This is a genomic window from Flavobacterium calami (assembly GCF_038290035.1).
Lineage (GTDB): Bacteria > Bacteroidota > Bacteroidia > Flavobacteriales > Flavobacteriaceae > Flavobacterium > Flavobacterium calami.
This window is the reverse complement of record NZ_JBBYHS010000014.1, coordinates 115545-140125: the sequence shown is the minus strand read 5'-3', so window position 1 is coordinate 140125 and position 24581 is coordinate 115545. Positions and strand designations below refer to the sequence as shown.

Here is a 24581-nt window from a genome sequence, read left to right as displayed (position 1 = left end):
CGATGATTTGTTAATTTTATATAATAAATTAGATGTTAATTTGAATAATACAGCAAAGTTGCTGTTTTAATAAGAAAAAAGAAGTAAATATTAAAGGGTTTATAATTTTAGTTCTCAGTATATTTGTATTGTTAATTTAAATCTGATAAGAATGAAAAATAAATTTATACTTTTAGGAATTCTGTTTGCTTCTTTTGGTGTAAACCAAATGAATGCACAGATTAATTTGGGAGATAAGGCTGTTGGAGCTCTTCAAAAAGGAGTTACAAGTTTTACTTTAACAAACGCTGATGCGGCAAAATTATCTAAGGAAGCCGTTGATAAGTTAGATGCAGAACATGAAGTAGCAGGTCCAAATGACCCTTACACATTGCGACTAAACAGGGTTTTTGGAAAACACACTTCAGGAAAGGGGTATACTCTGAATTATAAAGTGTATAAATTAAAAGAGGTTAATGCGTTTGCAACTGCTGATGGAAGCGTTCGTGTGTATTCAGGACTAATGGATATTATGGATGATAATGAATTGATTGCGGTAATTGGTCACGAAATTGGTCATGTTGCCAATAACGATTCAAGGGATGCTATGCGTGCGGCTTATCAAAAAGAGGCTCTGATTGATGGTGCTTCTTCACAGTCGGCTACAATTTCAACTGTTACTGACAGTCAGTTAGGGAAAATCGGAAGCGCTATGATTGATAGTAAGCATAGCCGTAAACAAGAAGCAGAAGCTGATTTGTTTGCGTATGATTTTATGAAGAAAAACGGATATAATGTTAATGCCGAGGAATCAGCCTTCAGGATTTTGGCTAAAATGAGTGAAGGTAAAGAAGCATCTTTTTTGGAAAGAATGATGAGTTCGCATCCGGATTCAAAACAAAGAGCTGAAGATGCTAAAAAAAGAGCAGAGAAAGATGGGTTGTATAAGCCTTATGTTCAGCAAAAAATAGTAAATACAGCACCTGCTCCTGCTAAAAAAACTACGACAAAAAAGACTACAACTACAAAAAAGAAATAAAATAGAAAAGGCCCTGCAAACTTAAATTTGCCGGGCTTTTTGTTTTAACCTAAAACGTGATGCGCCAGTACTTTTTGCACGTCATACACATTTACCGATTTATTAAATTGTTTTACAATGCTTGGCTGTAATTCGCTCGAAACCCAGATTTTTAATTCTGCATCAAGTTCAAAAGTTCCTGCAGTCTCTACGCTAAATCGTGTTATGCTTTTGTAAGCGATTGATTTGTATTCAGTTTTACTGCCTGTGATTCCCTGTACATCAACTAAAATTAATCTTTTGTTAGTGAAGATAAAAGTGTCACGGATTAATTTGAAGCCCATTTCGATTTGCTCGTTATCGGTTAAAAGCTGTCCGTATTTTTTAATTAAATCTTCCTGACTTACAGAACCTGCATTGCCTAGAATAGCTGAAAATATTCCCATTTTTATTGTTTTTAATTTTGATTGGTTTTTTAAAACTGTTGTAAAATTAATTGATTTTCTGGTTAATTGAAAATTTGTTAGAGGTTAATACGAGAGGTGTAAAAATTAATGAAAGCAGAATTGAAGCAATAACAGAAACGATTATATTTCCATATTCGTTAGTTTCAAGACCTATGTTAAAGCGAAAAAATAAAATCATAGTAGAAATTAATAGTAACAAAATCCAATAATTTTTATTTATCGAAGAAATTGGACGAGAACTTTTTGGTAGCTTAAAAAAAGCATAAAGAATAATTGCTCCGCCTATAGCTGTACTTGAATGCTGTGCAATTTTTAATGCCGGAATTTTTATGTCAGAAATAATAAAAGTTTTTTGCAGACTGGAAATATGATTAACAAAATATCCGTGATCATGTGTGAAACTGTCCCAGAAAAGATGTGAAACTGTTCCGATTAAAATTGAAATTATTATAACAAACCAATTGTTTTTAAAATAATTGTTCCAGTCAAACTCCTTAAAAGTGGAAAATCGTATTTGAAATCCTTTTGGTAAATTTTGGAATAACAGTTTTTTTACAATATTGTGAAAAAGAAAACACAGAAGAAGAGCGAAAGGAAAATCGAACCAAAATATTCCATCAAGTGTATGGCTGTAAATACTTTTTACTTTCATTCTGATAAAATATTCGAAATCTGGAACCATGCTTCCAATAATGAGTCCAGTCAATGAAAACCAATTTTTCGGTAAATAATTTAATGGTAAAACAATCGCAGGATGAGAAAAGGTAAAAGGCATTAATAATAATTTTAGGCGCTGGGTTGATTAATTTTGATATAAATGTACGTTTTTAATCAAAAAAAAGCAGAACCTAAATTCTGCTTTTTTGTATTGTTATTCCATTTCCGTTTTTATAGTAATCGGGAGGTTATATGCGGTTCTTACTGGTTTTCCATCTAAAATTCCTGGAGCCCATTTTGTTTTTAGAGATTTTAGAACTCTTACGGCTTCTTTGCCCATTCCGTAACCAGGATCGCTTTTTACTACAATATCAGTCATTGTGCCATCTTTTTCGATTACAAAAGAAATATATACTCTTAATGTTTTCTCAGCATCCAGTTCAGGTTTGTTGAAATTGTTGCCTACATAAGTATAAAACTTTCCTATTCCTCCAGGGAATTCCGGCATTTTGTCTAATATCGCACTGTTTACTATAGTGTTTCCTGTTCCGCCTTCAGCTCCAGCACTGGTTCCTGTTCCGTCTCCAGTACCGCTGCCTGATGATGGCAATGCATTAACTGCTGTTCCGGTTCCTGAAGAAGTGTTGTCTACAACCGCAGTATTGTCTTTGTTTGGAGCAATGTCCGGTAAGGCGTCCTGTGTAGGGACAACAACAGGATTTACTAACTGACTAGCCTGTGTTACTTGTGTTACGGCTTGTTGTTGCTGTGCCGGTGGTGCAACAGCTTCATCTGTTTTGGGCTGTACTATCTGGTCTAAATCAACTGGTCTCATTACTTCATCAATTGGAGGAATGTTTTCAGTAATAGTAGAACTTGTTGTGAATTTACCAATCAGCATCGACAGGCTTCCTATGGTTGCTATTAACAGCAGCGCCATAAATAGTGCTGTGACAGTTGTTTTGGCATTTTCCTGACGTAATTGATACGCGCCATATTCTTTGTTTTTGTTTTCGAAAACAAGATCGGTCCACTTGGTTTCATAGATGCTTAATTTAGACATGGTAATTGGATTTAAAAGGTTAAGTAACATTAAATCATAAGCAATAAAGGTTTTAGTTTAACTAACAACGAAAACAAAGAACTTTTGTGTGTGAAATGTTTGATTTTTTAAGAATAAAATTATGAATATTTCATTCTTTATTTAAAGATAGTAAATTATCTGTTACGTTCGATAATTTCTGCCAATAATTTTTTGGCGCGGAGTAATTTTACTTTTACATTACTTAAAGGCTCATTAATTTTGAGTGCAATTTCCTCATAAGTCATTTCCTGAAAATATCGTAACTGAATGACTTCCTGATAATGTGGTTTTAATTCTTTGATGCATAAAAGCAAACGCGAGAGGTTTTGCTCTTTAATTAGTGCGTCTTCGGCTGATGGGGTAGGATCGGCAATATTGTAAGCCTGTTGGTCTTCGTTATCGGTGATTTCAATAAAAAGACTGGCTTTCTTTTTTCTCAATAAGTCAATATAAACGTTTTTGGCAATGGCAATTAACCAGGTGTTGAATTGAAATTCAGGATTGTAAGTTGCGATTTTATCAAAAGCTTTTGAGAAAGTTTCAATAGTAATATCTTCGGCTGTAGTTTCGTTTTCAGTACGTTTTAGCATAAAACCGTACACTTCATTCCAATAGAAATCTAATAAAAAAGTGAAGGCAATCTGATCACCTTTTTTAGCTTTTTCTATTTTAGAATTTATTTCCAATGTACAGGTTTTGAAAAGATATTAGTTATAAAGATATTAATTTGCGTGAATATAAGTATCATTTCTACAATAGGAAACCAAATTTTAAGATCATTTTCTTTTAATTTTCCTGCAGAGAACCCGGTTACAGTCCAGGTAATTGTGTAGCGGGTTGCTAATAAAGCCAAAACTACAATCCATTGAAATTGAAAAGATAATAAAACAATGGCTAGTAAGAAGAAAAGCAATTGCGAAGTATAAAAAAGCCCCAGCTGGATTTTATCAAATGGTTTGTAATAATTTGCGGTAGAAACATGTCTTCTTTTTTGCGAAAACCATTCTTTATAAGTTTCTTTTGGTTTTGAATAAGTAAAACTTTCAGGAGTATATGCAATGGTAGTATTAATTTTGTTGGCTGCCTGATTTACAAATAAATCATCGTCTCCTGAGCGCACCTGTATGTGTTCGATAAAGCCATTTACATTAAAAAACTCTTCTTTTTTATAAGCCAGATTTCTTCCAACTCCCATGTAAGGAAGACCTGTCTTAGCCCAGGAAAAATATTGTGTTGCAGTTAAAACAGTCTCAAAACGAATGACTTTGTTCAGTAGGGAACGATTTATTTTTTCGTAACCACCATAACCCAAAACGATAGTCTTGTTCATGGTAAACTGTGAACTCATAGCCGTAATCCATTCTGTTGAGGTTGGATAACAATCAGCATCTGTAAACAAAAGGTAGTCTTTTTTTGAAGCCTTGATTCCTAAAGTCAGGGCATATTTTTTGTTTCCCCAAAACGCTTCGTTGTTTTGAACTTTTACTAAACGAATATTAGGATATTTTTTTTCAAACTCTTCAAAGACTTCCAGAGTTTCATCGCTCGAAGCATCATCAATTAGTACGATTTCAAAATCAGGATAATTTTGTTCTGCCAGTAACGGAATGTATTTTTTTACATTTTCTTCTTCATTTTTTGCGCAGACAATTACTGAAACCGGAAGTTTTTTTGGTGTAATGTTTTGCGGTTTGGCAAAAGCAAATTTTCCAAAAATTCCTAAGTAATAAAAAATCTGTATGAATACAATGGCAATAAAGAAGTAAAGTAAAAATATAAGCATATGTTAATGTCTTTTAATTTTCGAATCTTGCGAGTGCAAATGTAGTTATGAATTCCTAATTTTCAATGACTGATTCCGATTTACTTTCGGCATTTTGACATTTCTTTTGCAACAGCAATAGCCTGAGGGTTTTCGGTTTTCTCCAGTTCTGAAATTATGTTTTTATAATTAGAATCATCACGGTTTTGGGATAGTTTTTTAGTTGCCTGAATTTCATTAATTTCAATTTCAAAACCAAAGATTCCTCGGGCTTCACGCATTGTTTTTGAAGATAAATCTTCTACGCGGACAGGGTTCGTAGAGTTCGCTTCATATTTATCAACCAGCTTTTTTAATTGTTCTACAGAAGTTTCATAATCTACAATCCTGATTCTTCCGTAAACATGTACGGCTATATAATTCCACGTAGGTACATTTTCATGATCATACCAGGAAGAAGATATATAACTGTGAGGACCTGTGAAAACGGCCAAAACCTGATCGTTTTCCTGAAAACCTTCTGCCTGCGGATTCAGTTTTGAAATGTGTCCCTGCAGAACTTCTTTTCCCTCCGCATTAATCTCAAGTTCAATTGGGATATGGGTTGCCCAAAGTTTTTCATTAGTCTGATTAATAAGTATTCCAAAGCTGTTTTCTTTCAAAAAAGCTCTGATTTCTTCGGGATTTTCGTTTTTATATAAGTCAGGTGTGTACATTTTGATAAAATTAGGTTTAAACCAAAGACTTTTTGGAACTAAACAAATTTGTTTTAATACTTAAAGATAAAATGACTAAACCAATAGTTGTAAATACAATTCCTTCAAATAAATATTGTGCTCCCAAATCATTAAAAAGCAATGTTCTGATGGGACGAAATAAATGTGATACTATTTCTCTTCTGAAAAACTTGAGCCTTAAAAGGATATAAAACAATATTGTAATTATAATGGTATTTAGTGGCGAAAGTTTGTTTTTCCAGTTAAAGTAAGCAATTAAGAATACTCCAATTAGTAAAGCAAAAAATATCCAGATATATACACCCGGCCAAAAACTTAAGACATCTTCCTTTTTTGGAAATAGCTGGGTGCAACATTCTAATTTTTGATTTGGAAAATGATTTTTTAAACAAATGATTTTTTCAGATACACTGTAAAGTCTGAGTTGCAGGATACCATTAATGAAAAAGATCATTCCGAAGAACTGTAGTAAAATAATCCTAATATTTAGTTTTTTCATTAATATAAAAATGAATCTGTTTTTTAAATAACATTTACTTCTGCCTCAATATGAATGCCAAAAGTTTCAAAAACGGTTTTTTGAACTTCTTTAGAAACCGCTAAAATTTCCTGTCCGGTTGCATTTCCGTAATTCACAAGGACTAAAGCCTGATTTTTATGAACACCGGCATCACCAAAGCGTTTTCCTTTAAAACCAGCCTGCTCAATCAGCCAGCCAGCAGGAACTTTTACTTCGGTTTCTGAAACTTCATAATATTTCATTTCAGGGAATTTTTGATGAATCTTTTCAAAATCAGATTTTAAAACAATCGGGTTTTTGAAGAAACTACCACTGTTTCCTAATTCTTTCGGATCCGGTAATTTACTTTTTCTGATAGCGATTACAGCATTGCTGACATCTTTTAATGTTGGTTCTGTAATATTGTTTTTGGCTAATTCTGCCAAAATATCCCCGTAAGAGGTATTGATTTTATGATTGCGTTTGGTTAGTTTAAAAACGACCGAAGTGATAATATATTGGTCTTTAACTTCATGTTTAAAAATGCTTTCGCGGTAGCCAAAATTACATTCAGCATTGGTGAAAGTTTTCATTTCCTGAGTTGCAATATTCATGGCATCACAGGAAACAAAAGTGTCTTTGATTTCGGCTCCGTAAGCACCAATATTCTGAACCGGGGTCGTACCTACATTTCCTGGAATCAGTGACATATTTTCTAATCCTCCAAAATTATTATCGATTGTATAAAGTACGAAATCGTGCCAAACTTCGCCTGCCTGACTTTCTACCCAGACAAAATCATCGTCTTCTTTGATTGTTTTTTTGCCTTTTAAATCAATATGAATGACCAAAGCATCAATATCTTTGGTTAATAGCATATTGCTTCCGCCTCCTAAAATGAATTTTTTCTCGTTTTTGTTTGCTGATAAAATCGTTTTTAATTGTGCAATAGAGTGAACTGCAACAAATTGTTTAGCACTGGCTTCAATACCAAAAGTGTTATAGTTTTTTAAAGAAAAATTGGATTGGATTTCCATAAATAAAAAGGCTTTTTAATCTGATTTCAAAAGTATGAATTATAATTTGTTTGGATTTTACTTTTGTTTAAAATGTGTTTTCGTAATAATGCACATTTGCTATTCTATATTGTGTCCAATTTTAAGAAAGAATTTTTTTAAAAGGTTATATGTAGATTCATCAGCATCAATATAGTGATTTTTTGTTGTTTGCATATGATGGCAGCTAAAGCATATGTTTAAACTTGATACGATTTTTCCTTTTTTGTTATAAAAAATAATAGCATCTCTATATACTGGACCGCACATCCAGTCAAATTTGTTGATAACTTCAGTCCTTAGGATTTTTTTTATTTCTGTTACTTTTTGATCATCAAATCTAAAAGTATTCGTTTTGTGAGCCGATGAGTGAAGTTTTTTCTCATCATCTAATATATATTGTGTGTGTCGTAGTTTTTCTAATTCTTTAATTCTTAATTCTTGGGAATCATCCAAATCATTTTTTTTGATTCTTCTTTGGCTTAACTTATTGTACTCGTTTAGTTTCAATAAATTAGTTTCTTCAAACTGTTTTCCACGTTGAAATGTATAAGTTTCGATATATTCAAAGTCTAAGTTGTTGATGAAATTAGCAGATGTCTCGTACGTATCTGTTGTTGTTAAAGTGTTGATTTCTAGTAATTCATGATATTTCTCCGAAATAACCTCCATGTTAATATCATAATTTGCATTTTCTTCCACAAACTTTCTATTTCGAATAATCGCCTGATTTCGTAATTCCGGATTTTCAAAAGACCAGATTAATTCTTCGGCTAGCATTTCGATATTATCAATTTCAATTAATTGACCATTTTTTCGATGCGTAATCCAGCTTTGATTTCCGGGAATATCAGAAACAACAGGGAAGCAATTACAAGCCATTGCCTCAAATAAAGAAGCAGAAACGCCTTCGGTAATTGGCATACTGATATAAATATTCGATTGCTGTAATAATTTTGGAAGTTCTGTATTTGGAATTCTTCCTGTAAAAATCACTTTGTTTTCAATTTGAAGTGCTGTAGCTAAATCTTTCAAAAACTGCAGTCTTGTTCCATCACCAACAATAGTCAATGTAAAATCAATTCTTTTTTGATTTAAAATTCCGAAAGCTTTTAGAATAGAATCGTGTCGGTATTCCGGTTGAAGCGAACGCGTTACAATAGCTTCAATTTTGTTGGAATTATTAGTTGAAGGTGTAAAAAGCGACAGGTCAATTCCTTTTGGGAGAACCAAAACCTTGTTCATGTCAACACCAGTTGCTTTCATGTGAATGGCCATAACAGGTCCCCAGGCATGAATTAAATGTGCTTTTTTGAAAGCATATTTCTGAATGAATTTTTTGTAAGGATATAAAACTGAACTTTCAGGCCATAAATCGGTTCGGCCTTGCTGTGCAATGGCAATCGTTTTAGATCCGGATAATGCGGCAAGAAAACCGTAACTGGTAGTTCTTTCGGCAATAACCATATCGGGTTTTTCTTTTCTGATTATTTTTCGAATAGAAACTGGAGCAAAAAAATATTCTAAAATACGTTTGAATCTGGAACTGTTTGGTGTTTGAAGTTCCCAGGTAATAATTTCAAAATCGCCAAATTCTTTCAGGCCTTTCATCCAGGTTATGGCGTCGGCGCGGTACGATTCTCCAAGAAAAAGTATTTTTCTTTTCATTCAATTATTGTTTTTTGCCACAGATAAAAGATTCAAATGGATTTTTAGAAAATATAATCTGTGAAATCTGTGGCAAATAAAATTAAAATTCCTCAGTTTCTAAAGCACGATTTATGAATTCGTTTAGAGGTTTCAGAGCAATGAGCTTCTGACTCATTTTCTTTACGAAGTCTTTTTCTGTTACTTCAGTAACATTGTATACTTGACTTGCTGTAAAACTTTTTAGTTTTAAAAACTCAATAGCGGGATGGTCTTTTTCATAACCGCGAGGCATGCTTTTCAGTGAATTGTTTTCGTTTATGTCTAAACTTCCAAACTCTTTTTTGAAGTTTTTGTCATTTAAGATTTCCTGTAAATCGTCATAGAAAAAGGCAATTTCTTTACGAACTTTCTTTAAGTCTTCTGCTTCAGGGGAATAAAATCCGCCCGCAATAAAACTGGCGCCCTTTTCGATGTGTACATAATATCCGGAGCGATTAGCGCCTTTTGCGCCAGCCGACATCCAAACACCTAAATGTGCTTTGTAAGGAGATTTATCTTTAGAAAACCGAATATCACGATTGATTCTGAAAGTACAGTTTTTAACTTCTAATAATTCTAATGACGGATCAAGTGGTTTCATTGCATCCAGAAAATCACTTACCAATTGATGATAATCTTTTTTGAAGATTTCGTAACGTTTTTTATTATCCTGAAACCAGTCCCTGTTATTGTTCTTTTTTAAATCGTCTAAAAATTGCAATGATTCTTTTGTTAGCATAATCGTTTTTTATTGCAGTTGTTTTTTAACTGTTGAATTCTTTATAAAATTACAAATTAAATATTTTATAACTCTGATGTGTTGATTTTACAATAGCTTCGGTTCTCTCCGGGTGTGTGTCAGAAATAAAAAGCTGACCAAAAGTTTCAGTATTGACCATTTCGACAATTTTAGCAACACGGGTTTCGTCCAGTTTGTCAAATATGTCATCAAATAAAAGGAGTGGTTTAACACCGCTTTGTTTTTTTAAAAATTCAAATTGTGCCAGTTTTAGAGCGATTAGAAAAGATTTCTGTTGTCCCTGCGATCCGAATTTTTTTATCGGATGCGAATCAATTTCAAAGGACAAATCATCTTTGTGAATTCCCACAGTCGTATAATGCAATATCCGGTCTTTATTGATGTTCTCCTGTAAAAGTGTTAAAAGGTCTTTTTCGAACAGATGACTTTCGTAAACCAATCGCACACTTTCCTCAGATCCTGTTATTGCCTGATGATGTATATTAAATATAGGTATAAACTGCTCAAGAAAATCTTTTCTTTTTTCAAAAATCGATTTTCCATATTCATTTAGCTGTTCATTATATATAGATAGGGTATCGTTGTCAAAAGTATGGTTAAGGGCAAAATATTTTAAAAGGGCATTTCGCTGGGTAATTACTTTTTGATAGTTTATTAATTGATGGAGATAAGTAGAGTCAAGCTGCGAAATCACGCTATCCATAAATTTTCGGCGGGTTTCGCTTCCTTCAATAATCAAATCGCGGTCTGCAGGCGAAATAATCACTAACGGAATAAACCCGATGTGATCTGAGAATTTATCATAAGGTTTTCCATTTCGCTTTAAAACCTTTTTTTGTCCCTTTTTTAAGCTGCAGACAATCTGTTCTGTTCTTTCATTTTTGTTTAATTCGGCATCAATTACAAAAAACTCTTCGCCATGTTTGATATTCTGAACAGCAAGCGGATTAAAATAGCTTTTTCCGTAAGCCAAATGATAAATGGCATCCAGTACATTGGTTTTTCCAATGCCATTTTTTCCCACAAAGCAGTTGATTTTGAGGTCAAACTCAAAACTTGCTTCAGAAAAGTTTTTGTAATTGAATAAAGAAATTTTGTTTAAATGCATTTTTAGGGACTCCACGTGAAAAAATTGCCGTTTTTGACAGCAAAAATTTGAGGCTGCAAATTACCGAAAATTATTGATATAATCGGTTTCAGAAGATTCTTGGGCCGATTTATTTTACCGCTTCCGCAAAAGGGCAAATTGATTAATAAAATATTTTTTTTAAAATAGTGATAATTTTGCTTTTTTTTATCTCAGTTTCAATAAAAATTTTATTTTTGCCGTTCACTAAATTAATTTTAAATGGCTACTTACAATAAAAGAGGATATAAAGCACCGAAAGAGAAGGAAGTAAAAGAAGTAACTGAAGAACAACAGGTGGTAATTGATGAAAAAGACAGCACAACTGCTGGTGTTTTTTCTAAATTAGACGAAACTGCTTCAAAAACTGAGGACTGGGTTGCTAAAAATCAAAAAATCATTATTGGTTTAGTTGCTGGTATTGCAGTTGCTACTATAGGATATTTAGCTTACCAGAAATTTATTGAAACCCCTAAGCAGGATGAAGCTGCAAATGAAATGTTTGTTGCACAGCAAAATTTCCAAAAAGCTGTTGACGGTGTAGCAAGTGATTCATTATACAAACTGGCTTTGAATGGCTCTGAAGGTAAATTCGGATTCATTAAAATTGCAGAAGAATATTCTGGAACAGATGCAGGAAATTTAGCAAATTACTATGCTGGTATGGCATATTTAAACACAGGTAAATTTGACGATGCAATTAAATATTTAGGAGAGTTTAAATCTGAAGATATGATTTTGAGTGCCTTGGCAACTGGTGCTATAGGAGATGCATATTCTCAGAAAAATAACCAAAAAGAAGCTTTAAATTATTATGTTAAAGCTGCTGAATCTAACAAGAATGATTTTACAACTCCACGTTTCTTGTTAAAAGCAGGTAAAACAGCTTTAGCTTTAGGTCAAAAAGAAGATGCGTTAAAATATTTGACAGATATCAAGGAAAATTTTGACGGAACTCCAGAATCTGCTTCAGTTGATGCTTTGATTGGATTAGCTCAATAATTTAATTTTTAGAGTTCAGATTTAGTTTTTAGATTTGTATTTTTGCAATCTAAACCAAGCCCAAAATTGCGGGTTAAATCATAAATATTAAAAATGGCTACCGAAAATAAAAATTTATCAGAATACGATAAAAACACAATCCCAAATGCGAAAGACTTTCGATTTGGGATTGTTGTTTCTGAATGGAACGATACTATAACAGAAGGACTTTATAATGGTGCATTTGAGGCATTGATTGATTGTGAAGTTCCTGCACAGCAAATTATCCGTTGGAATGTTCCGGGAAGTTTTGAGTTAATTTACGGCGCAAAAAAAATGCTTCAGACACAAAATGTAGATGCTGTAATTGTAATTGGATGTGTGATTCAGGGGCAAACCAAACATTTTGATTTTGTGTGCGAAGGAGTTACTCAGGGGATTAAAGATTTGAATGTTCAAACTGATATTCCTGTTATTTTTTGTGTTTTAACAGATAATAACATGCAGCAGTCAATCGACAGAAGCGGAGGCGTTCACGGAAATAAAGGGACTGAAGCAGCGATTGCTGCGATTAAAATGGCTTATATTCGTCAACAGGCCTCTATAGCACATGCTTTCAATCAGCCTTTGTTGACTTCCGGTGCTCTTCAGATTGAAGATTCACCAAGAAAAATAGAAAACGAATAAACACGTTTGTTTTAAAAATATTAAAACCTATACTGTGTCAGATAGTATAGGTTTTTTGTTTTTTTTATGACATGACATATTCTAAAAGCCAAGAGAAAATTATTAAATTTGTACACCTTAGTTTAGATTTTAAATCAAAATTCTTAAATCCTTAATCTACAATCTTAAATTTTAATGTCGAGTATAATTCAATTACTTCCTGATCATGTTGCCAATCAAATTGCTGCTGGAGAGGTGGTCCAAAGGCCTGCTTCAGTTGTAAAAGAATTGCTGGAAAATGCTGTTGATGCAAATGCAACGGACATTAAACTGATTATAAAAGATGCAGGGAAATCATTGGTTCAAGTTATTGACAATGGTAAAGGTATGAGTGTAACCGATGCGCGTTTGTGCTTTGAACGTCATGCGACTTCAAAAATTCGTCAGGCCGAAGATTTGTTTTCACTTGCAACTAAGGGTTTTCGTGGAGAAGCATTGGCTTCTATTGCTGCAATTGCCCACATAGAGATGAAAACCAAACAGGATCAGGACGAACTTGGAACCCATATCATAATTGAAGGCAGTAAATTTGTTTCGCAGGAAGTAGCAGTTTTGCCAAAAGGGACTTCTTTTGCGGTAAAAAATTTGTTTTTTAACATTCCGGCACGTCGTAATTTCTTAAAATCAGATACAGTTGAATTTCGTCATGTCATGGATGAATTTCAGCGTGTAGCACTTGCACATCCCAATATTCATTTTACTTTTTATCATAATGGAAGTGAAATGTATAATTTACCGGCAGCAGGTTATCGCCAGCGTATTGTGGGTATAATGTCGGGAAAAACCAATGAGAAACTGGTTCCTGTTAATGAAGATACAGAAATTATTAATATTCAGGGATTTGTATGCAAACCTGAATTCGCTAAAAAAAACAGAGGAGAACAGTTTTTCTTTGTTAACGATCGTTTTATAAAAAATGGTTATCTGCATCATGCGGTTATGTCGGCTTATGACGGTTTGTTGAAAGACGGTTCTCAGCCTAGTTATTTTTTGTATCTGCAGGTTCCTCCGAACACAATTGATATCAACATTCATCCGACTAAAACTGAAATCAAGTTTGACGATGAACAGGCTTTATATGCAATTTTAAGAGCATCAATAAAACATAGTTTAGGACAGTTTAATGTAGCGCCGGTTTTGGATTTTGACAGAGATTCTAATTTAGATACACCGTATCATTATAAAGATGTACAGGCAGAAACTCCAACAATTCAGGTTGATTCAACTTTTAATCCGTTTACCGATGACAAAACGAATCAGCATTATGCGAAAGCCAGTTCGGGATCTTCAAACTATAATTCAGGAGCTTCATCAGGATCATCCTATTCGGGTTATTCAAAACGGGTAGAGCCTGTTGCAAGCTGGGAAAGTCTATACGTTGGTCTGGATACCGAAAACCCCGAAAGTATAGAAAGCTCTCCTTTTACATTTGAAAATGAAGAAGTAACTTCTTCTTTGTTTAATGATGACGAAGTAGAACAGGCGAGTCAGAAAACATATCAGATTCACAAAAAATATATTGTTTCGCCAATTAAATCCGGTATGATCATTGTGGATCAGCAACGCGCTCATCAGCGTATTCTGTATGAGCAGTTTTTACTGAATATGACCGTTAATCAGGCGTCAAGTCAGCAACTTCTTTTTCCGCTGGATTTATTTTATTCGTCTGCTGAAATGGAACTGATCGAAGAATTAAAACCTTCACTGGAGACAACCGGATTTGTATTTGATGCGGCAAAGTCAGACCATATTGTCATTTCCGGTATTCCGGTAAATATTACCGAAAGCGAAGTTCCTTTGGTAATAGAACAGTTGCTGAGTGATTTACAGGATGGTATTCCTGCCAGTAATTATAGTCAGAATGATACTATCGCAAAATCTATGGCCAAAAGTTTAGCGGTTAAAACCGGATCATATTTGACCGAAAAAGAACAGGATAATTTAGTAAACGGTTTGTTTGCCTGTAAAGATCCTAATATTTCACCTTTTCAGAAACCTACTTTCATTACCATGCGTGTGGAAGATATAGATAAAAAGTTTGCCTTATGATGAATATAACTCCGGTTGTTAAACAACTACTTATTATTAATGTTATCTTTTTTATTGGTGCTCAGTTGGTGCCAATATCTTATGAGTATTTTATGCTTTTTTATCCGGAAAGCGATAGATTTAGAATTTGGCAGATTATAACGCACATGTTTATGCATGCGAAATTGCCAAATTTTGCACATATTCTTTTTAATATGTTTGCATTATATAGTTTTGGATCTGCATTAGAACATTTTTGGGGTGGTAAAAAATTCTTGTTTTTTTATATTTCCTGTGGTTTAGGGGCAGCATTGCTTCACACAGGGGTGAATTATTTTCAGCTGCAATCACTTTTAAGTTCGGTTTCTGAATTAAATTTGTCTAAATCTGATCTCCATGTGATTTTGAATGCAGATTATCCATCTTTATTTGATTCAAATGGGAAAATGGTTCAAGGTGAAATTGCTGCCATTTTGAATAAAGTAAACTGTACACAAGACCAATTTAATACTTTGGTACAAGCAAGTTCAATAGTTCAGTCACCTGTCTTAGGGGCTTCTGGTGCTATTTATGGTTTGCTTACCGCTTTTGCTTTTATGTTTCCTAATGCTGAGCTAGCTTTAATGTTTATTCCGGTTCCAATCAAAGCAAAATATTTTGTTCCGGGGATTTTAGCAATTGATTTGTTTTTAGGTTTCAAAGGGAGTTCGCTCTTTGGAAGCGGAGGAACAGGAATAGCGCACTTTGCTCATGTTGGAGGAGCTGTTGCCGGTTTTTTGATGATGTTATATTGGAAAAAAAATCAGTTTAATAATAATCGTTGGAATTAATTTTTAACTTTAAATAATTAATAATAAAAACCAAAAAGAAGCTTTTATGAATATTCTGGATGATTTGAAATTGCAATATAAAATAGGCGGTATTTCGCTGCGTTTAATTTATTGGAATATAGCTTGTTTCTTGATTTCATTAGTGTTTTTTTATCAATATTCAGGAGGTGGTTTTGATTATCCTAATTGGTTAGAATTGTCCTCCGATCCACAGGTTTTTATTTTTAAGCCATGGACGTTTCTAACTTATGCATTTTTCCATTCTTCATTTTTGCATTTATTGTTTAATATGATGGTGCTGAACTTTGCCAGCCAGTTGTTTTTGACTTTTTTTACTCAAAAACAATATTTGGGTTTGTATATTTTAGGGGCTGTTTTTACAGGAATAATTTTTAGTTTTAGCTTTTATTTTTTGAATATTTCAGCTCCTATTGTTGGGGCTTCTGGTGCAATTATGGCAATTTTGGTTGCTGCAACAACATATCAGCCATTAATGAATGTTCGTTTGTTATTAATTGGAAATGTGAAATTATGGCATATTACAGGTGTGATCCTGATTTTAGATTTGATGCAATTACGTTTAGACAATACCGGAGGGCATATCTCACATTTGGCTGGTGCCTTCTTTGGATTTGCTTATATTAAATTACTTCAAAATGGTACAGATTTAAGTATTATTGTGTCTAAAATATTAGATTTTTTTGCCAATCTGTTTAAAAAATCGCAAACAACTCCTTTTAAAAAAGTTCATAAAAATTATAAAAAACCTACAGAGAAAACGACATCACGAATTGTTACAAAAGATAAAACGCAACAACAAATTGATGAAATTTTAGACAAAATTAGCCAGTCAGGTTATGATTGTCTCACAAAAGAAGAAAAAGAGTTTTTATTTAAAGCTGGAAAATAATCCTTAGCAAAATAATATGAAGAACCTTTCGTGGTTTAACAAAATAATGTTCTTTTTGAATATGGTGCTTACTGTATTTACATTTAGCATCTATATTTTACCTTTTTTAGCACCTAAAAGTTTTCCGCTTTTATCGGTGCTTACCTTGTTTATGCCTGCTTTTTTTGTGGCAAACGGACTGTTTTTTCTCTATTGGGCAATTCAGTTCAAAAAACGTCTTATTTTATCGGGCTTAGTTTTATTGACCGGAATTACCTTTATTAGTAAATTTTATAAAATATCAGCTAAAGAATACGTCAAAGACGAAAAGGATTTTTCTGTAATGAGTTATAATGTCCGTCTTTTTAATGTTTTTAAATGGCTGGATCGTGATGATATTCCATCTAATATAAAAGCTTTTATTGATGAAAAAGACCCTGATGTCTTATGTATTCAGGAGTATTCAAATTCTGCTCATCTTGATCTAAAAGTATATCCTCATCGCTATATTTTTATTGATGGAAAGAAAATAAAAACCGGTCAGGCTATTTTTTCAAAATTTCCAATTATTAATGAGGGGAATATTATTTTTCCTAATTCGGATAATAACGTTGTGTATGCGGATATAAAACGCGGTAAGGATGTAATCAGGGTTTACAATATGCATCTGCAATCAATTAAAATCTCGCCTGATGTAAATGAGATTTCTGACGATATTGATAATGTTAATCAAAAAAAATCACAGCGTATCTTTGCCAGAATAAGTAAAGGATTTAGACAACAGCAAGAACAGGCGGAGATTTTTAAAGAAAACATCAAACAATGCAAAACCCCGATTATTATTTGTGGAGACATGAATAATAGTCCTTTTTCTTATGTTTACAGAAGTATTAAAGGTAAACTGAAAGATGCTTTTGAAGAAGCCGGAGAAGGTTTTGGAGCGACTTATAAATTCAAATATTACCCAGCCAGAATAGATTATATTTTTACGGACAGTAAAATGAAGGTAAAGCAGTTTGAAAGCTTTTCTGATTTTGAGAATTCAGACCATTATCCAATAATGACAAGACTTTCAATGGAATGATTTTTTAGTCGAAAGTCAAAAGTCGAAAGTCAAAAGTTAAGTGAGATTCAAAATTCACAATTCAAAATTCACAATTTATATTATTTTCTGTGTTTTTAAATAATCCATTGCGAATTTACCTTCGTTAAAAAGCAAGTCCAAAACACTTAAGTTGTTAATAAAACCATGTTTGTCATCAAAAACCTGAGGGTATTTTTCGAATGAATTGGTGTCTTTTTTTCCGTTTGCTAAATGCCTGAAATCTGCAAAATCTGAAACATCATGAAAATATTCAGCAGTTTTTCCGAATTCTAATTTCATTCTGAGGCATTTTGTTACGGTGTCCAGAACTTCGAAATTTAAATCCATTAAAAAGTTATGTTTTTTCTCGAAAATCGGAATGATATCTTCCTCGAAATACTCAAAGAAAGGAGAGCTTCTGTATGCAGCTTCTAATGATTTAAAATGCTGTTTCTGCCAGTCAAATTCATTTTCGATCAAAATGTCTTTTGTTTTTTGATGCGCAGTTTTAGAATGTTTTACAGGGATATTTAATAACTGAATTCCGTTTGGACTATAGATGTATGTTCTGTTTCTGTTAGTCTGTTTCTGAAAATTATCTTCCATTTCAAAAGTAATAGTTTCAGATTGTGCTATTACCGCAAAATGACTAATTGAAGGGAAATAAGTAGGAAGTAATAAGGAATTCATGATTGGTCTAAAGTTTTTAAAGTCAAAAGTCAAAAGTCATAAAACAAGTTTTTAAGCTTGACTTTATGACTTTAGACTTTTAAACGTTTGACTATTTGTTTAATATTATGCTTTATTTTCTTTTCTCCTTTTCCAGAAGAATTCTCCAACAAAATAAAGGGCTAGAACAATTAGGAAATATTTAAAATAAGACTGTGGCTGGCCTTCACCATCTACAGTTGTGAAAACCCTGTCCCAACGAATTTTGTTGATTCCTTTTCCGTTAGTGTCCCAGCTCATCCAAATAAAAACCGGTTTTCCAACAATATGATCTCCTGGAACAAATCCCCAGTAACGACTATCTTCTGAATGATGGCGATTGTCTCCCATCATCCAATAGTAATCTTGTTTAAAAGTATAAGTGTTAGTTATCTGGTCGTTGATTTTAATTTGATTACCGTTGATTTCTAATTTGTTTCCTTCATATACCTTTATTATTCTTTTGTACAAAGCTATGTTGTTGCTGTTTAGTTGTACTGTTTCTCCCGCTTTTGGAATTGATATTGGACCATATTCATCCATTGTCCATTTTCCATTGTGAGGAAAGATTAAGACGTCTCCTTGTCCTTTGTCAATATATCTAACGATTGAATCTATAGTTGTGTTTTTTCTTAATTCAGCTGCCGCTTTTAATGTTAGATTGGCACTTGCCTGAGCTAAGTATTGTTCTTGTGCATATAATCCTGATTGAGTAATAACATCGGCAGGAATTCCATTAAACCCTGTTTGTACTGTGTATGAATTATCAGGATTATGGTTTGCAGACATAATGTAAGGTCTCACAGCCTCTAATTGTGCATCGCTATTTGGTTTAATTATGTATGTTCTTGCAAATTCGGTAGAGCCTGTAGCTTTTAATAACTCATTGGATACCCCTTTAGCAGCATAAATAGTATGTTCGTATTGTGGTTTTGCTCTTTCAGGCAAAATTAATTCTTTGCCGTTGATGTATACTAAGCCGTCCTTGATAGATAAATTGTCTCCAGGAATACCTACGCAGCGTTTTACATAATTTGATTTCTTATCTATTGGTTTTATGACGCCCGGTCTTCCTTTAGGTTCAAAGAAATAGTGAACCGTATCTACTGGCCAGTTAAAAACAACAATATCGTTGCGTTTTATTTTTTCCAAAGCAGGAAGCCTGAAATAAGGTAATTGTGGCCAGCTTAAATATGATTTCTTTTTTGTTAATGGAATAGAGTCGTGAACCATTGGCAGTGCCACTGTTGTCATCGGAACTCTTGGTCCGTAGTTTACTTTGCTTACAAATAAAAAGTCACCGATTAATAATGATTTTTCTAAAGAAGAAGTCGGAATTGTAAAAGGTTGTATGACGTAAGTATGAACTAATGTCGCTACAATTATTGCGAAAAGTAAAGAGTTTACAGTATCTGCAGTTTTGTTTTCGCTGGTTAATTTTCTATCTGGATTATGTTCTAATTTTTGAGTATAATTTACATAATAAATATAAAATCCGAATGTAAAAATCCCTAAGAAAGTATCTAAAGTTGATTTTTTGCCAAAAGTTCTCAGCGTTTCTACCCAAACGACAGGAAACATAATCAGGTTTATAATCGGGATGAAAAGTAATAAGGTCCACCATGTGGGACGGCTTATGATTTTCATCAAAACTATCGAATTATAAACAGGAATTGCGGCTTCCCATGATTTTCTTCCGGCAGCCTGATATAATTTCCATGTTCCTAAAAAATGGATTATTTGTATGACTAAGAAAAAAACAAACCAAAGATAAAGTGTCATAAGTTTTATATTTTAGTTCTGAAATTTCAGAATATTATTTTTTGGATTTTATTTAGATTCCAGGTTTAAAACGTCTTTCATTGTGTAGATTCCTTTTTTGCCGGCTAACCATTCGGCAGCAATAACAGCTCCTAAAGCAAAACCTTCACGATTGTGTGCAGTATGTTTTAATTCGATGCTGTCAACGATTGAATCATAAGTTACTGTGTGGGTTCCCGGTACGTCACCAATTCTTTTGGCTTCAATATAGATTTGTTTCGCCTGTTTGCTATCGCTCGAGTCTTCCTCTTTAGGGCTTTCCAAAGTCCAATTGGTGTAAGCGCTGTTTTCTATAACTCCTTTTGCCAAAGAAATTGCTGTTCCGCTTGGAGCATCTAATTTTTGGGTATGGTGAATTTCTTCCATTGATACCTTATAAGAATCAAACTGAGCCATAATTTTGGCTAAATATTCATTCAGTCCGAAGAAAACATTAACTCCTAAGCTAAAATTTGAGCTGGAGATAAAACCGCCTTGTTTTTCGTTGCAAAGCGCTATCATTTCATCATAACGGTCCAGCCATCCTGTTGTTCCTGAAACTACCGGAACATTTGCGTGAAAACAATTTGAAATATTGTCTACAGCTGCTGTAGGGACACTAAAATCAATGGCAACATCCGCTGTTGAAAGTCCGTCGTAAGTGTTGAATTCGTCTTTTTTTAAGACAATTTCATGGCCTCTTTCCAGGGCAATTCTTTCGATTACCTGACCCATTTTTCCGTATCCTAAAAGTGCAATTTTCATTTTTTTTGTGTATTTTTTTAATTTAAACAGATATAAAAAGCTGTTTAAAAGTTGTAGTTAAAAGTTAGTCCGACATTTGGTTTAAAAGTTACATCCGTGGGGTAAATTTCCGGACGGAGTGATAATCTTTCGTTGACGTTAAATTGCATCAAAGCAGCGTCAACATTGGCATCAATGATGTTTAAAACATAGAATCCAACAACAAATAGAGATGATAAATCACGATTACGCTGGTAAAATTTTTGGGCTTCAACCAATCGAGAGTCATCAAGTCTTGCAAACTTTTCGCTTGGGGTATAACCTTCCAGTCTCCTTTTGTATTCGTCGCGGACTTCATTGTATTTTTTGTTATTGTCAATATAAAAATACAAACTGGTACCAATTGCGCCGTAAACCAAAGGAATCTTCCAGTATTTTTTATTGTATGCTTGTCCTAAACCGGGTAAAATTGCTGAGTAAAAAGCTGCTTTTGCAGGTCTCAGCGGGTCTATTTCTTCCAGCTTGGTAGTGTCTTTAGCGACCAAAACCGTTTCCTTTTCTGCCTGAGCAAAAAGAGAGACGGTTCCTAGGAGAAAGAACAAAAAACTTATGGGGACAATCTTATTCACTATCCGTTTATTAATTTTATAATTCTGTTAAAGTCAGCTTCTGAATTAAAAGGGATTGTGATTTTTCCCTTTCCGTTGCCAGCGACTTTTATGTCAACTTTTGAGCCAAAATAGTCATTGAAAGTGTTTTTTTGCGTTTCTCTAACTACAAATGCAGAATCTACTTTGGGTTTTCCTTCTGCTTTAGGCTGATTGCCTTCGTGATAATTTTTAACTAAGGCTTCAGTTTCACGAACAGATAAATTCTGACTTACAATTTTTTGATAAATGTCAGTCTGTACATCTAAGTCTTCGATATTAATAATAGCCCTTCCATGTCCCATGCTTATAAAACCATCACGAATACCTGTCTGAATAATCGGGTCTAATTTTAAAAGACGCAAATAATTAGCAATAGTAGAACGTTTTTTTCCTACTCGTTCGCTCATTTGTTCCTGAGTTAACTGAATTTCATCAATCAAACGTTGATAAGAAAGAGCAATTTCGATAGGGTCTAAATCATGACGCTGAATATTTTCTACTAACGCCATTACTAATGATTCATTGTCATTAGCAATACGGATGTAGGCCGGGATATGAGTTAATCCAATTGATGTTGAGGCACGTAAACGGCGTTCCCCCGAAATCAACTGGTATTTATTGAAGTCTAATTTTCGGACAGTGATAGGCTGAATTACGCCAAGTTCTTTGATAGAAGTGGCTAATTCGCGCAAAGATTCTTCGTTGAAATTACTTCTGGGCTGAAATGGATTTATTTCGATAGCACTAATTTCAAGCTCAATAATATTTCCAACTACCTTGTCAGCATTTTTATCTTCTACTGATGTAATATCATTTTCAGGATCTTTTAATAATGCTGATAATCCTCTTCCTAAGGCTTGTTTTTTAATTGCTTTTGTCATAAAAACTATTTGCTGTTTTTCTTTATAATTTCCTGAGCTAAATTGATGTAATTTACTGCTCCTTTGCTGGTTGCGTCATAATTGATGATGCTTTCACCAAAACTTGGAGCCTCACTTAATTTTACATTTCTCTGGATAACGGTTTCAAAAACCATGTCGTTGAAGTGTTTCTGAACTTCTTCAACCACCTGATTTGATAAACGTAATCTTGAATCGTACATTGTTAGTAATAGACCTTCAATGTCAAGATCGGGGTTATGAATTTTTTGAATACTTTTAATAGTGTTCAATAGTTTTCCTAAACCTTCCAGTGCAAAATATTCACACTGAATCGGAATAACTACAGAATCTGCAGCTGTCAAAGCATTCAGGGTAAGTAAGCCTAGAGAAGGAGCACAGTCGATAATGATAAAATCATATTCTTTTTTTGCTTCTTCTAATGCTTTTTTAAGCATGTACTCACGATTTTCTTTGTCTACCAATTCAATTTCGATGGCAACAAGGTCAATGTGAGCCGGTATCACATCAACATTTGGAGCTGAACATTTTAAGATGGCTTCTTTTGGTGTTACGGTGTGCTCAAGAATTTGGTAGGTTCCGGTTTCAACTGTCTCTACGTCAATTCCAAGGCCAGATGTAGCATTGGCCTGAGGATCAGCATCGATCAATAATACTTTTTTCTCTAAAACACCTAATGAGGCCGCAAGATTTACTGATGTAGTAGTCTTTCCAACGCCTCCTTTTTGATTAGCAATAGCAATGATTTTGCCCATTTATTTTCTGAATTTTGAACCGTAAAAATACAATTATTTATGGTTTCTGAAAATCTATTTTGTTAACATTTATGAAACGTTCCTAAGCCTTTGTTTGATGCGTGTTCTTAAGGATTAATTTTATTTTTGCTAAGAAATTATCAACGAAGATTTTTGTTGTTTAATATAGATTTTGGGGAGATTTGTTTTGTTTGGAAGATCTCCTTGTAAAAAAAGAAAAGACTTTAGTGTACATGTGATATGGTTTTGATCTTTGATTTACAATCGGACGAAATGAGGATTATTTTTTTTTGTTTCAGGGCAAAAAAAAAGTCTTTCCAAAACGAAAAGACTTTTTTGTCGGGGTGGCAGGATTCGAACCTGCGGCCTCCTGCTCCCAAAGCAGGCGCGATAACCGGGCTACGCTACACCCCGAAGATGTATTTGTTGTAGTGCCCGAAAGCGGATGCAAATATAGTAATAAATTCTATTATCAAAAGAAAAAAATGAAAATAAATAAAACTTATTTTAAGATAGTTATTTAGGATTTATTTTGAGGGTGAGTTTTTATAATAAAGTTTACATTTGCATCTCTAAAAACTATAAATACTATGTCAGATACAATCGAAAAAATTAAATGCCTAATTATAGGTTCTGGTCCGGCGGGTTATACTGCTGCTATTTATGCTGCCAGAGCAAATATGAATCCGGTTTTATATCAGGGAATGCAGCCAGGAGGTCAGTTGACTACGACCAATGAAGTGGAAAACTTTCCGGGTTATGTAGATGGTGTTACTGGACCTGAAATGATGATTCAGCTACAGGAACAATCAAAACGTTTTGGAGCAGATATTCGTGACGGATGGGCTACAAAAGTTGATTTTTCTGGAGATATTCATAAAGTTTGGATCAATGACAAAATAGAATTGCACTGTGAAACGGTTATTATTTCTACAGGAGCTTCAGCTAAATATTTAGGATTACCATCTGAACAGCACTATTTAAATATGGGTGGGGGAGTTTCTGCCTGTGCAGTTTGCGACGGGTTTTTCTATCGTAATCAGGAAGTAGTAATTGTCGGGGCAGGGGATTCTGCTTGTGAAGAAGCACATTACTTATCAAAACTTTGTAAAAAAGTGACCATGTTGGTAAGAAGCGAAAAGTTCAGAGCTTCTAAGATTATGGAAGAACGCGTTCGTAAAACTGAAAATATTGAGATTTTAATGAATCACGATACTGTTGAAGTTTTAGGTGACGGAAATGTAGTTCACGCTATCAAAGCATTAAATAAAACTACTGCAGAAGTTATTGAAATTCCTGCAACGGGGTTCTTTGTAGCTATTGGTCATAAGCCAAATACAGATATTTTTAAAGATTATATCACTCTTGACGAAACAGGTTATATTGTAAACACTCCGGGAACGTCTAAAACCAATGTAGAAGGTGTTTTTGTAGCAGGTGATGCTGCGGATCATGTATATCGTCAGGCTATTACGGCTGCGGGTACAGGTTGTATGGCTGCACTTGATGCGGAAAGATATTTGGCTGCTAAAGAATAAGATTTAGTTTCAGGTTTTCTGTGTTTAAAGTTTCAAGTTGTCGGAACGTAAATCTAAAATTCCACAAAAAAAAATTCCATTCGCAATTTGCGAATGGAATTTTTTATTTGTGGAAA

Annotated in this window: 24 protein-coding genes, 1 tRNA gene and 1 pseudogene; 8 read left to right on the top strand and 18 right to left on the bottom strand. The window is 33.7% G+C overall.

What is annotated here, in order from left to right:
* Positions 1-151 precede the first annotated feature (151 nt).
* Positions 152-1018: a M48 family metalloprotease gene (locus tag AAEO57_RS14335; RefSeq protein WP_341693713.1), complete on the top strand. Its 867-nt coding sequence runs from the start codon at positions 152-154 to the stop codon at positions 1016-1018.
* 44 nt (positions 1019-1062) lie between these two features.
* On the opposite strand, the gene AAEO57_RS14330 is transcribed toward AAEO57_RS14335, so the two are convergent.
* From AAEO57_RS14330 to recF, 11 genes and pseudogenes are all read right to left on the bottom strand, one after another.
* A complete protein-coding gene (locus tag AAEO57_RS14330; protein WP_341693712.1) occupies positions 1063-1443 on the bottom strand; it encodes a PH domain-containing protein in 381 nt (126 codons plus the stop codon).
* Positions 1444-1489: 46 nt separating this feature from the next.
* Positions 1490-2239, bottom strand: coding sequence for a DUF4184 family protein (locus AAEO57_RS14325; RefSeq protein WP_341693711.1), 750 nt, complete (start codon positions 2237-2239; stop codon positions 1490-1492).
* Between the two features lie 96 nt (positions 2240-2335).
* Entirely contained in the window at positions 2336-3184 is an 849-nt protein-coding gene (locus AAEO57_RS14320) for an energy transducer TonB (protein WP_341693710.1), read from the bottom strand.
* A gap of 155 nt (positions 3185-3339) precedes the next feature.
* Positions 3340-3891, bottom strand: a complete 552-nt coding sequence (locus tag AAEO57_RS14315) for an RNA polymerase sigma factor (RefSeq protein ID WP_341693709.1) — start codon at positions 3889-3891, stop codon at positions 3340-3342.
* On the bottom strand, positions 3882-4988 hold the full coding sequence (locus AAEO57_RS14310; protein ID WP_341693708.1) for a glycosyltransferase: 1107 nt from the start codon (positions 4986-4988) through the stop codon (positions 3882-3884). The genes AAEO57_RS14315 and AAEO57_RS14310 overlap by 10 nt, the downstream gene beginning before the upstream one ends.
* 80 nt (positions 4989-5068) lie before the next feature.
* Positions 5069-5683, bottom strand: a complete 615-nt coding sequence (locus tag AAEO57_RS14305) for an FMN-binding negative transcriptional regulator (protein ID WP_341693707.1) — start codon at positions 5681-5683, stop codon at positions 5069-5071.
* Between the two features lie 16 nt (positions 5684-5699).
* Complete coding sequence (locus AAEO57_RS14300; RefSeq protein ID WP_341693706.1) at positions 5700-6203, bottom strand: hypothetical protein; 504 nt, start codon at positions 6201-6203, stop codon at positions 5700-5702.
* 23 nt (positions 6204-6226) lie between these two features.
* The gene (gene murB, locus AAEO57_RS14295; protein ID WP_341693705.1) at positions 6227-7240 is read right to left on the bottom strand and encodes a UDP-N-acetylmuramate dehydrogenase; all 1014 of its coding nucleotides are present in this window, start codon (positions 7238-7240) and stop codon (positions 6227-6229) included.
* Between the two features lie 651 nt (positions 7241-7891).
* Positions 7892-8926: pseudogene (locus AAEO57_RS14290) on the bottom strand (glycosyltransferase); the annotation flags it as partial.
* An 82-nt stretch (positions 8927-9008) separates the two neighbouring features.
* Positions 9009-9686, bottom strand: coding sequence for a DUF2461 domain-containing protein (locus AAEO57_RS14285; protein ID WP_341693704.1), 678 nt, complete (start codon positions 9684-9686; stop codon positions 9009-9011).
* Between the two features lie 49 nt (positions 9687-9735).
* Positions 9736-10815 (bottom strand): DNA replication/repair protein RecF, encoded by a 1080-nt coding sequence (gene recF, locus AAEO57_RS14280; RefSeq protein ID WP_341693703.1) that lies wholly within the window; start codon positions 10813-10815, stop codon positions 9736-9738.
* 240 nt (positions 10816-11055) lie between these two features.
* On the opposite strand from recF, the gene AAEO57_RS14275 reads away from it, so the two are divergent.
* From AAEO57_RS14275 to AAEO57_RS14250, 6 genes are all read left to right on the top strand, one after another.
* Entirely contained in the window at positions 11056-11835 is a 780-nt protein-coding gene (locus AAEO57_RS14275; RefSeq protein ID WP_341693702.1) for a tetratricopeptide repeat protein, read from the top strand.
* A gap of 93 nt (positions 11836-11928) precedes the next feature.
* Entirely contained in the window at positions 11929-12501 is a 573-nt protein-coding gene (gene ribH / locus AAEO57_RS14270; protein WP_341693701.1) for a 6,7-dimethyl-8-ribityllumazine synthase, read from the top strand.
* Between the two features lie 174 nt (positions 12502-12675).
* The gene (gene mutL, locus AAEO57_RS14265) at positions 12676-14589 is read left to right on the top strand and encodes a DNA mismatch repair endonuclease MutL (RefSeq protein WP_341693700.1); all 1914 of its coding nucleotides are present in this window, start codon (positions 12676-12678) and stop codon (positions 14587-14589) included.
* A complete protein-coding gene (locus AAEO57_RS14260; RefSeq protein ID WP_341693699.1) occupies positions 14586-15398 on the top strand; it encodes a rhomboid family intramembrane serine protease in 813 nt (270 codons plus the stop codon). Before mutL ends, AAEO57_RS14260 begins: the two co-directional genes overlap by 4 nt.
* Positions 15399-15444: 46 nt before the next feature.
* Positions 15445-16308: a rhomboid family intramembrane serine protease gene (locus AAEO57_RS14255; protein WP_341693698.1), complete on the top strand. Its 864-nt coding sequence runs from the start codon at positions 15445-15447 to the stop codon at positions 16306-16308.
* A gap of 16 nt (positions 16309-16324) precedes the next feature.
* Complete coding sequence (locus tag AAEO57_RS14250) at positions 16325-17371, top strand: endonuclease/exonuclease/phosphatase family protein (RefSeq protein ID WP_341693697.1); 1047 nt, start codon at positions 16325-16327, stop codon at positions 17369-17371.
* Between the two features lie 75 nt (positions 17372-17446).
* On the opposite strand, the gene AAEO57_RS14245 is transcribed toward AAEO57_RS14250, so the two are convergent.
* From AAEO57_RS14245 to AAEO57_RS14215, 7 genes are all read right to left on the bottom strand, one after another.
* A complete protein-coding gene (locus tag AAEO57_RS14245; protein WP_341693696.1) occupies positions 17447-18061 on the bottom strand; it encodes a WbqC family protein in 615 nt (204 codons plus the stop codon).
* A 105-nt stretch (positions 18062-18166) separates the two neighbouring features.
* Entirely contained in the window at positions 18167-19861 is a 1695-nt protein-coding gene (gene lepB / locus AAEO57_RS14240) for a signal peptidase I (protein WP_341693695.1), read from the bottom strand.
* Positions 19862-19909: 48 nt separating this feature from the next.
* On the bottom strand, positions 19910-20644 hold the full coding sequence (gene dapB, locus AAEO57_RS14235; protein WP_341693694.1) for a 4-hydroxy-tetrahydrodipicolinate reductase: 735 nt from the start codon (positions 20642-20644) through the stop codon (positions 19910-19912).
* A 44-nt stretch (positions 20645-20688) separates the two neighbouring features.
* Positions 20689-21252: a DUF5683 domain-containing protein gene (locus tag AAEO57_RS14230; RefSeq protein ID WP_341693693.1), complete on the bottom strand. Its 564-nt coding sequence runs from the start codon at positions 21250-21252 to the stop codon at positions 20689-20691.
* The gene (locus AAEO57_RS14225) at positions 21252-22154 is read right to left on the bottom strand and encodes a ParB/RepB/Spo0J family partition protein (protein WP_341693692.1); all 903 of its coding nucleotides are present in this window, start codon (positions 22152-22154) and stop codon (positions 21252-21254) included. The genes AAEO57_RS14230 and AAEO57_RS14225 overlap by 1 nt, the downstream gene beginning before the upstream one ends.
* A 5-nt stretch (positions 22155-22159) precedes the next feature.
* Positions 22160-22927 carry a ParA family protein gene (locus AAEO57_RS14220; protein WP_341693691.1) on the bottom strand — a complete coding sequence of 256 codons (768 nt, stop codon included), beginning with the start codon at positions 22925-22927 and terminating at the stop codon, positions 22160-22162.
* A gap of 339 nt (positions 22928-23266) precedes the next feature.
* Positions 23267-23341: transfer RNA gene (locus AAEO57_RS14215), tRNA-Pro, on the bottom strand.
* A 176-nt stretch (positions 23342-23517) separates the two neighbouring features.
* Here AAEO57_RS14215 and trxB point away from each other — a divergent pair.
* Positions 23518-24465, top strand: a complete 948-nt coding sequence (gene trxB / locus AAEO57_RS14210) for a thioredoxin-disulfide reductase (protein ID WP_341693690.1) — start codon at positions 23518-23520, stop codon at positions 24463-24465.
* Positions 24466-24581: the final 116 nt, after the last annotated feature.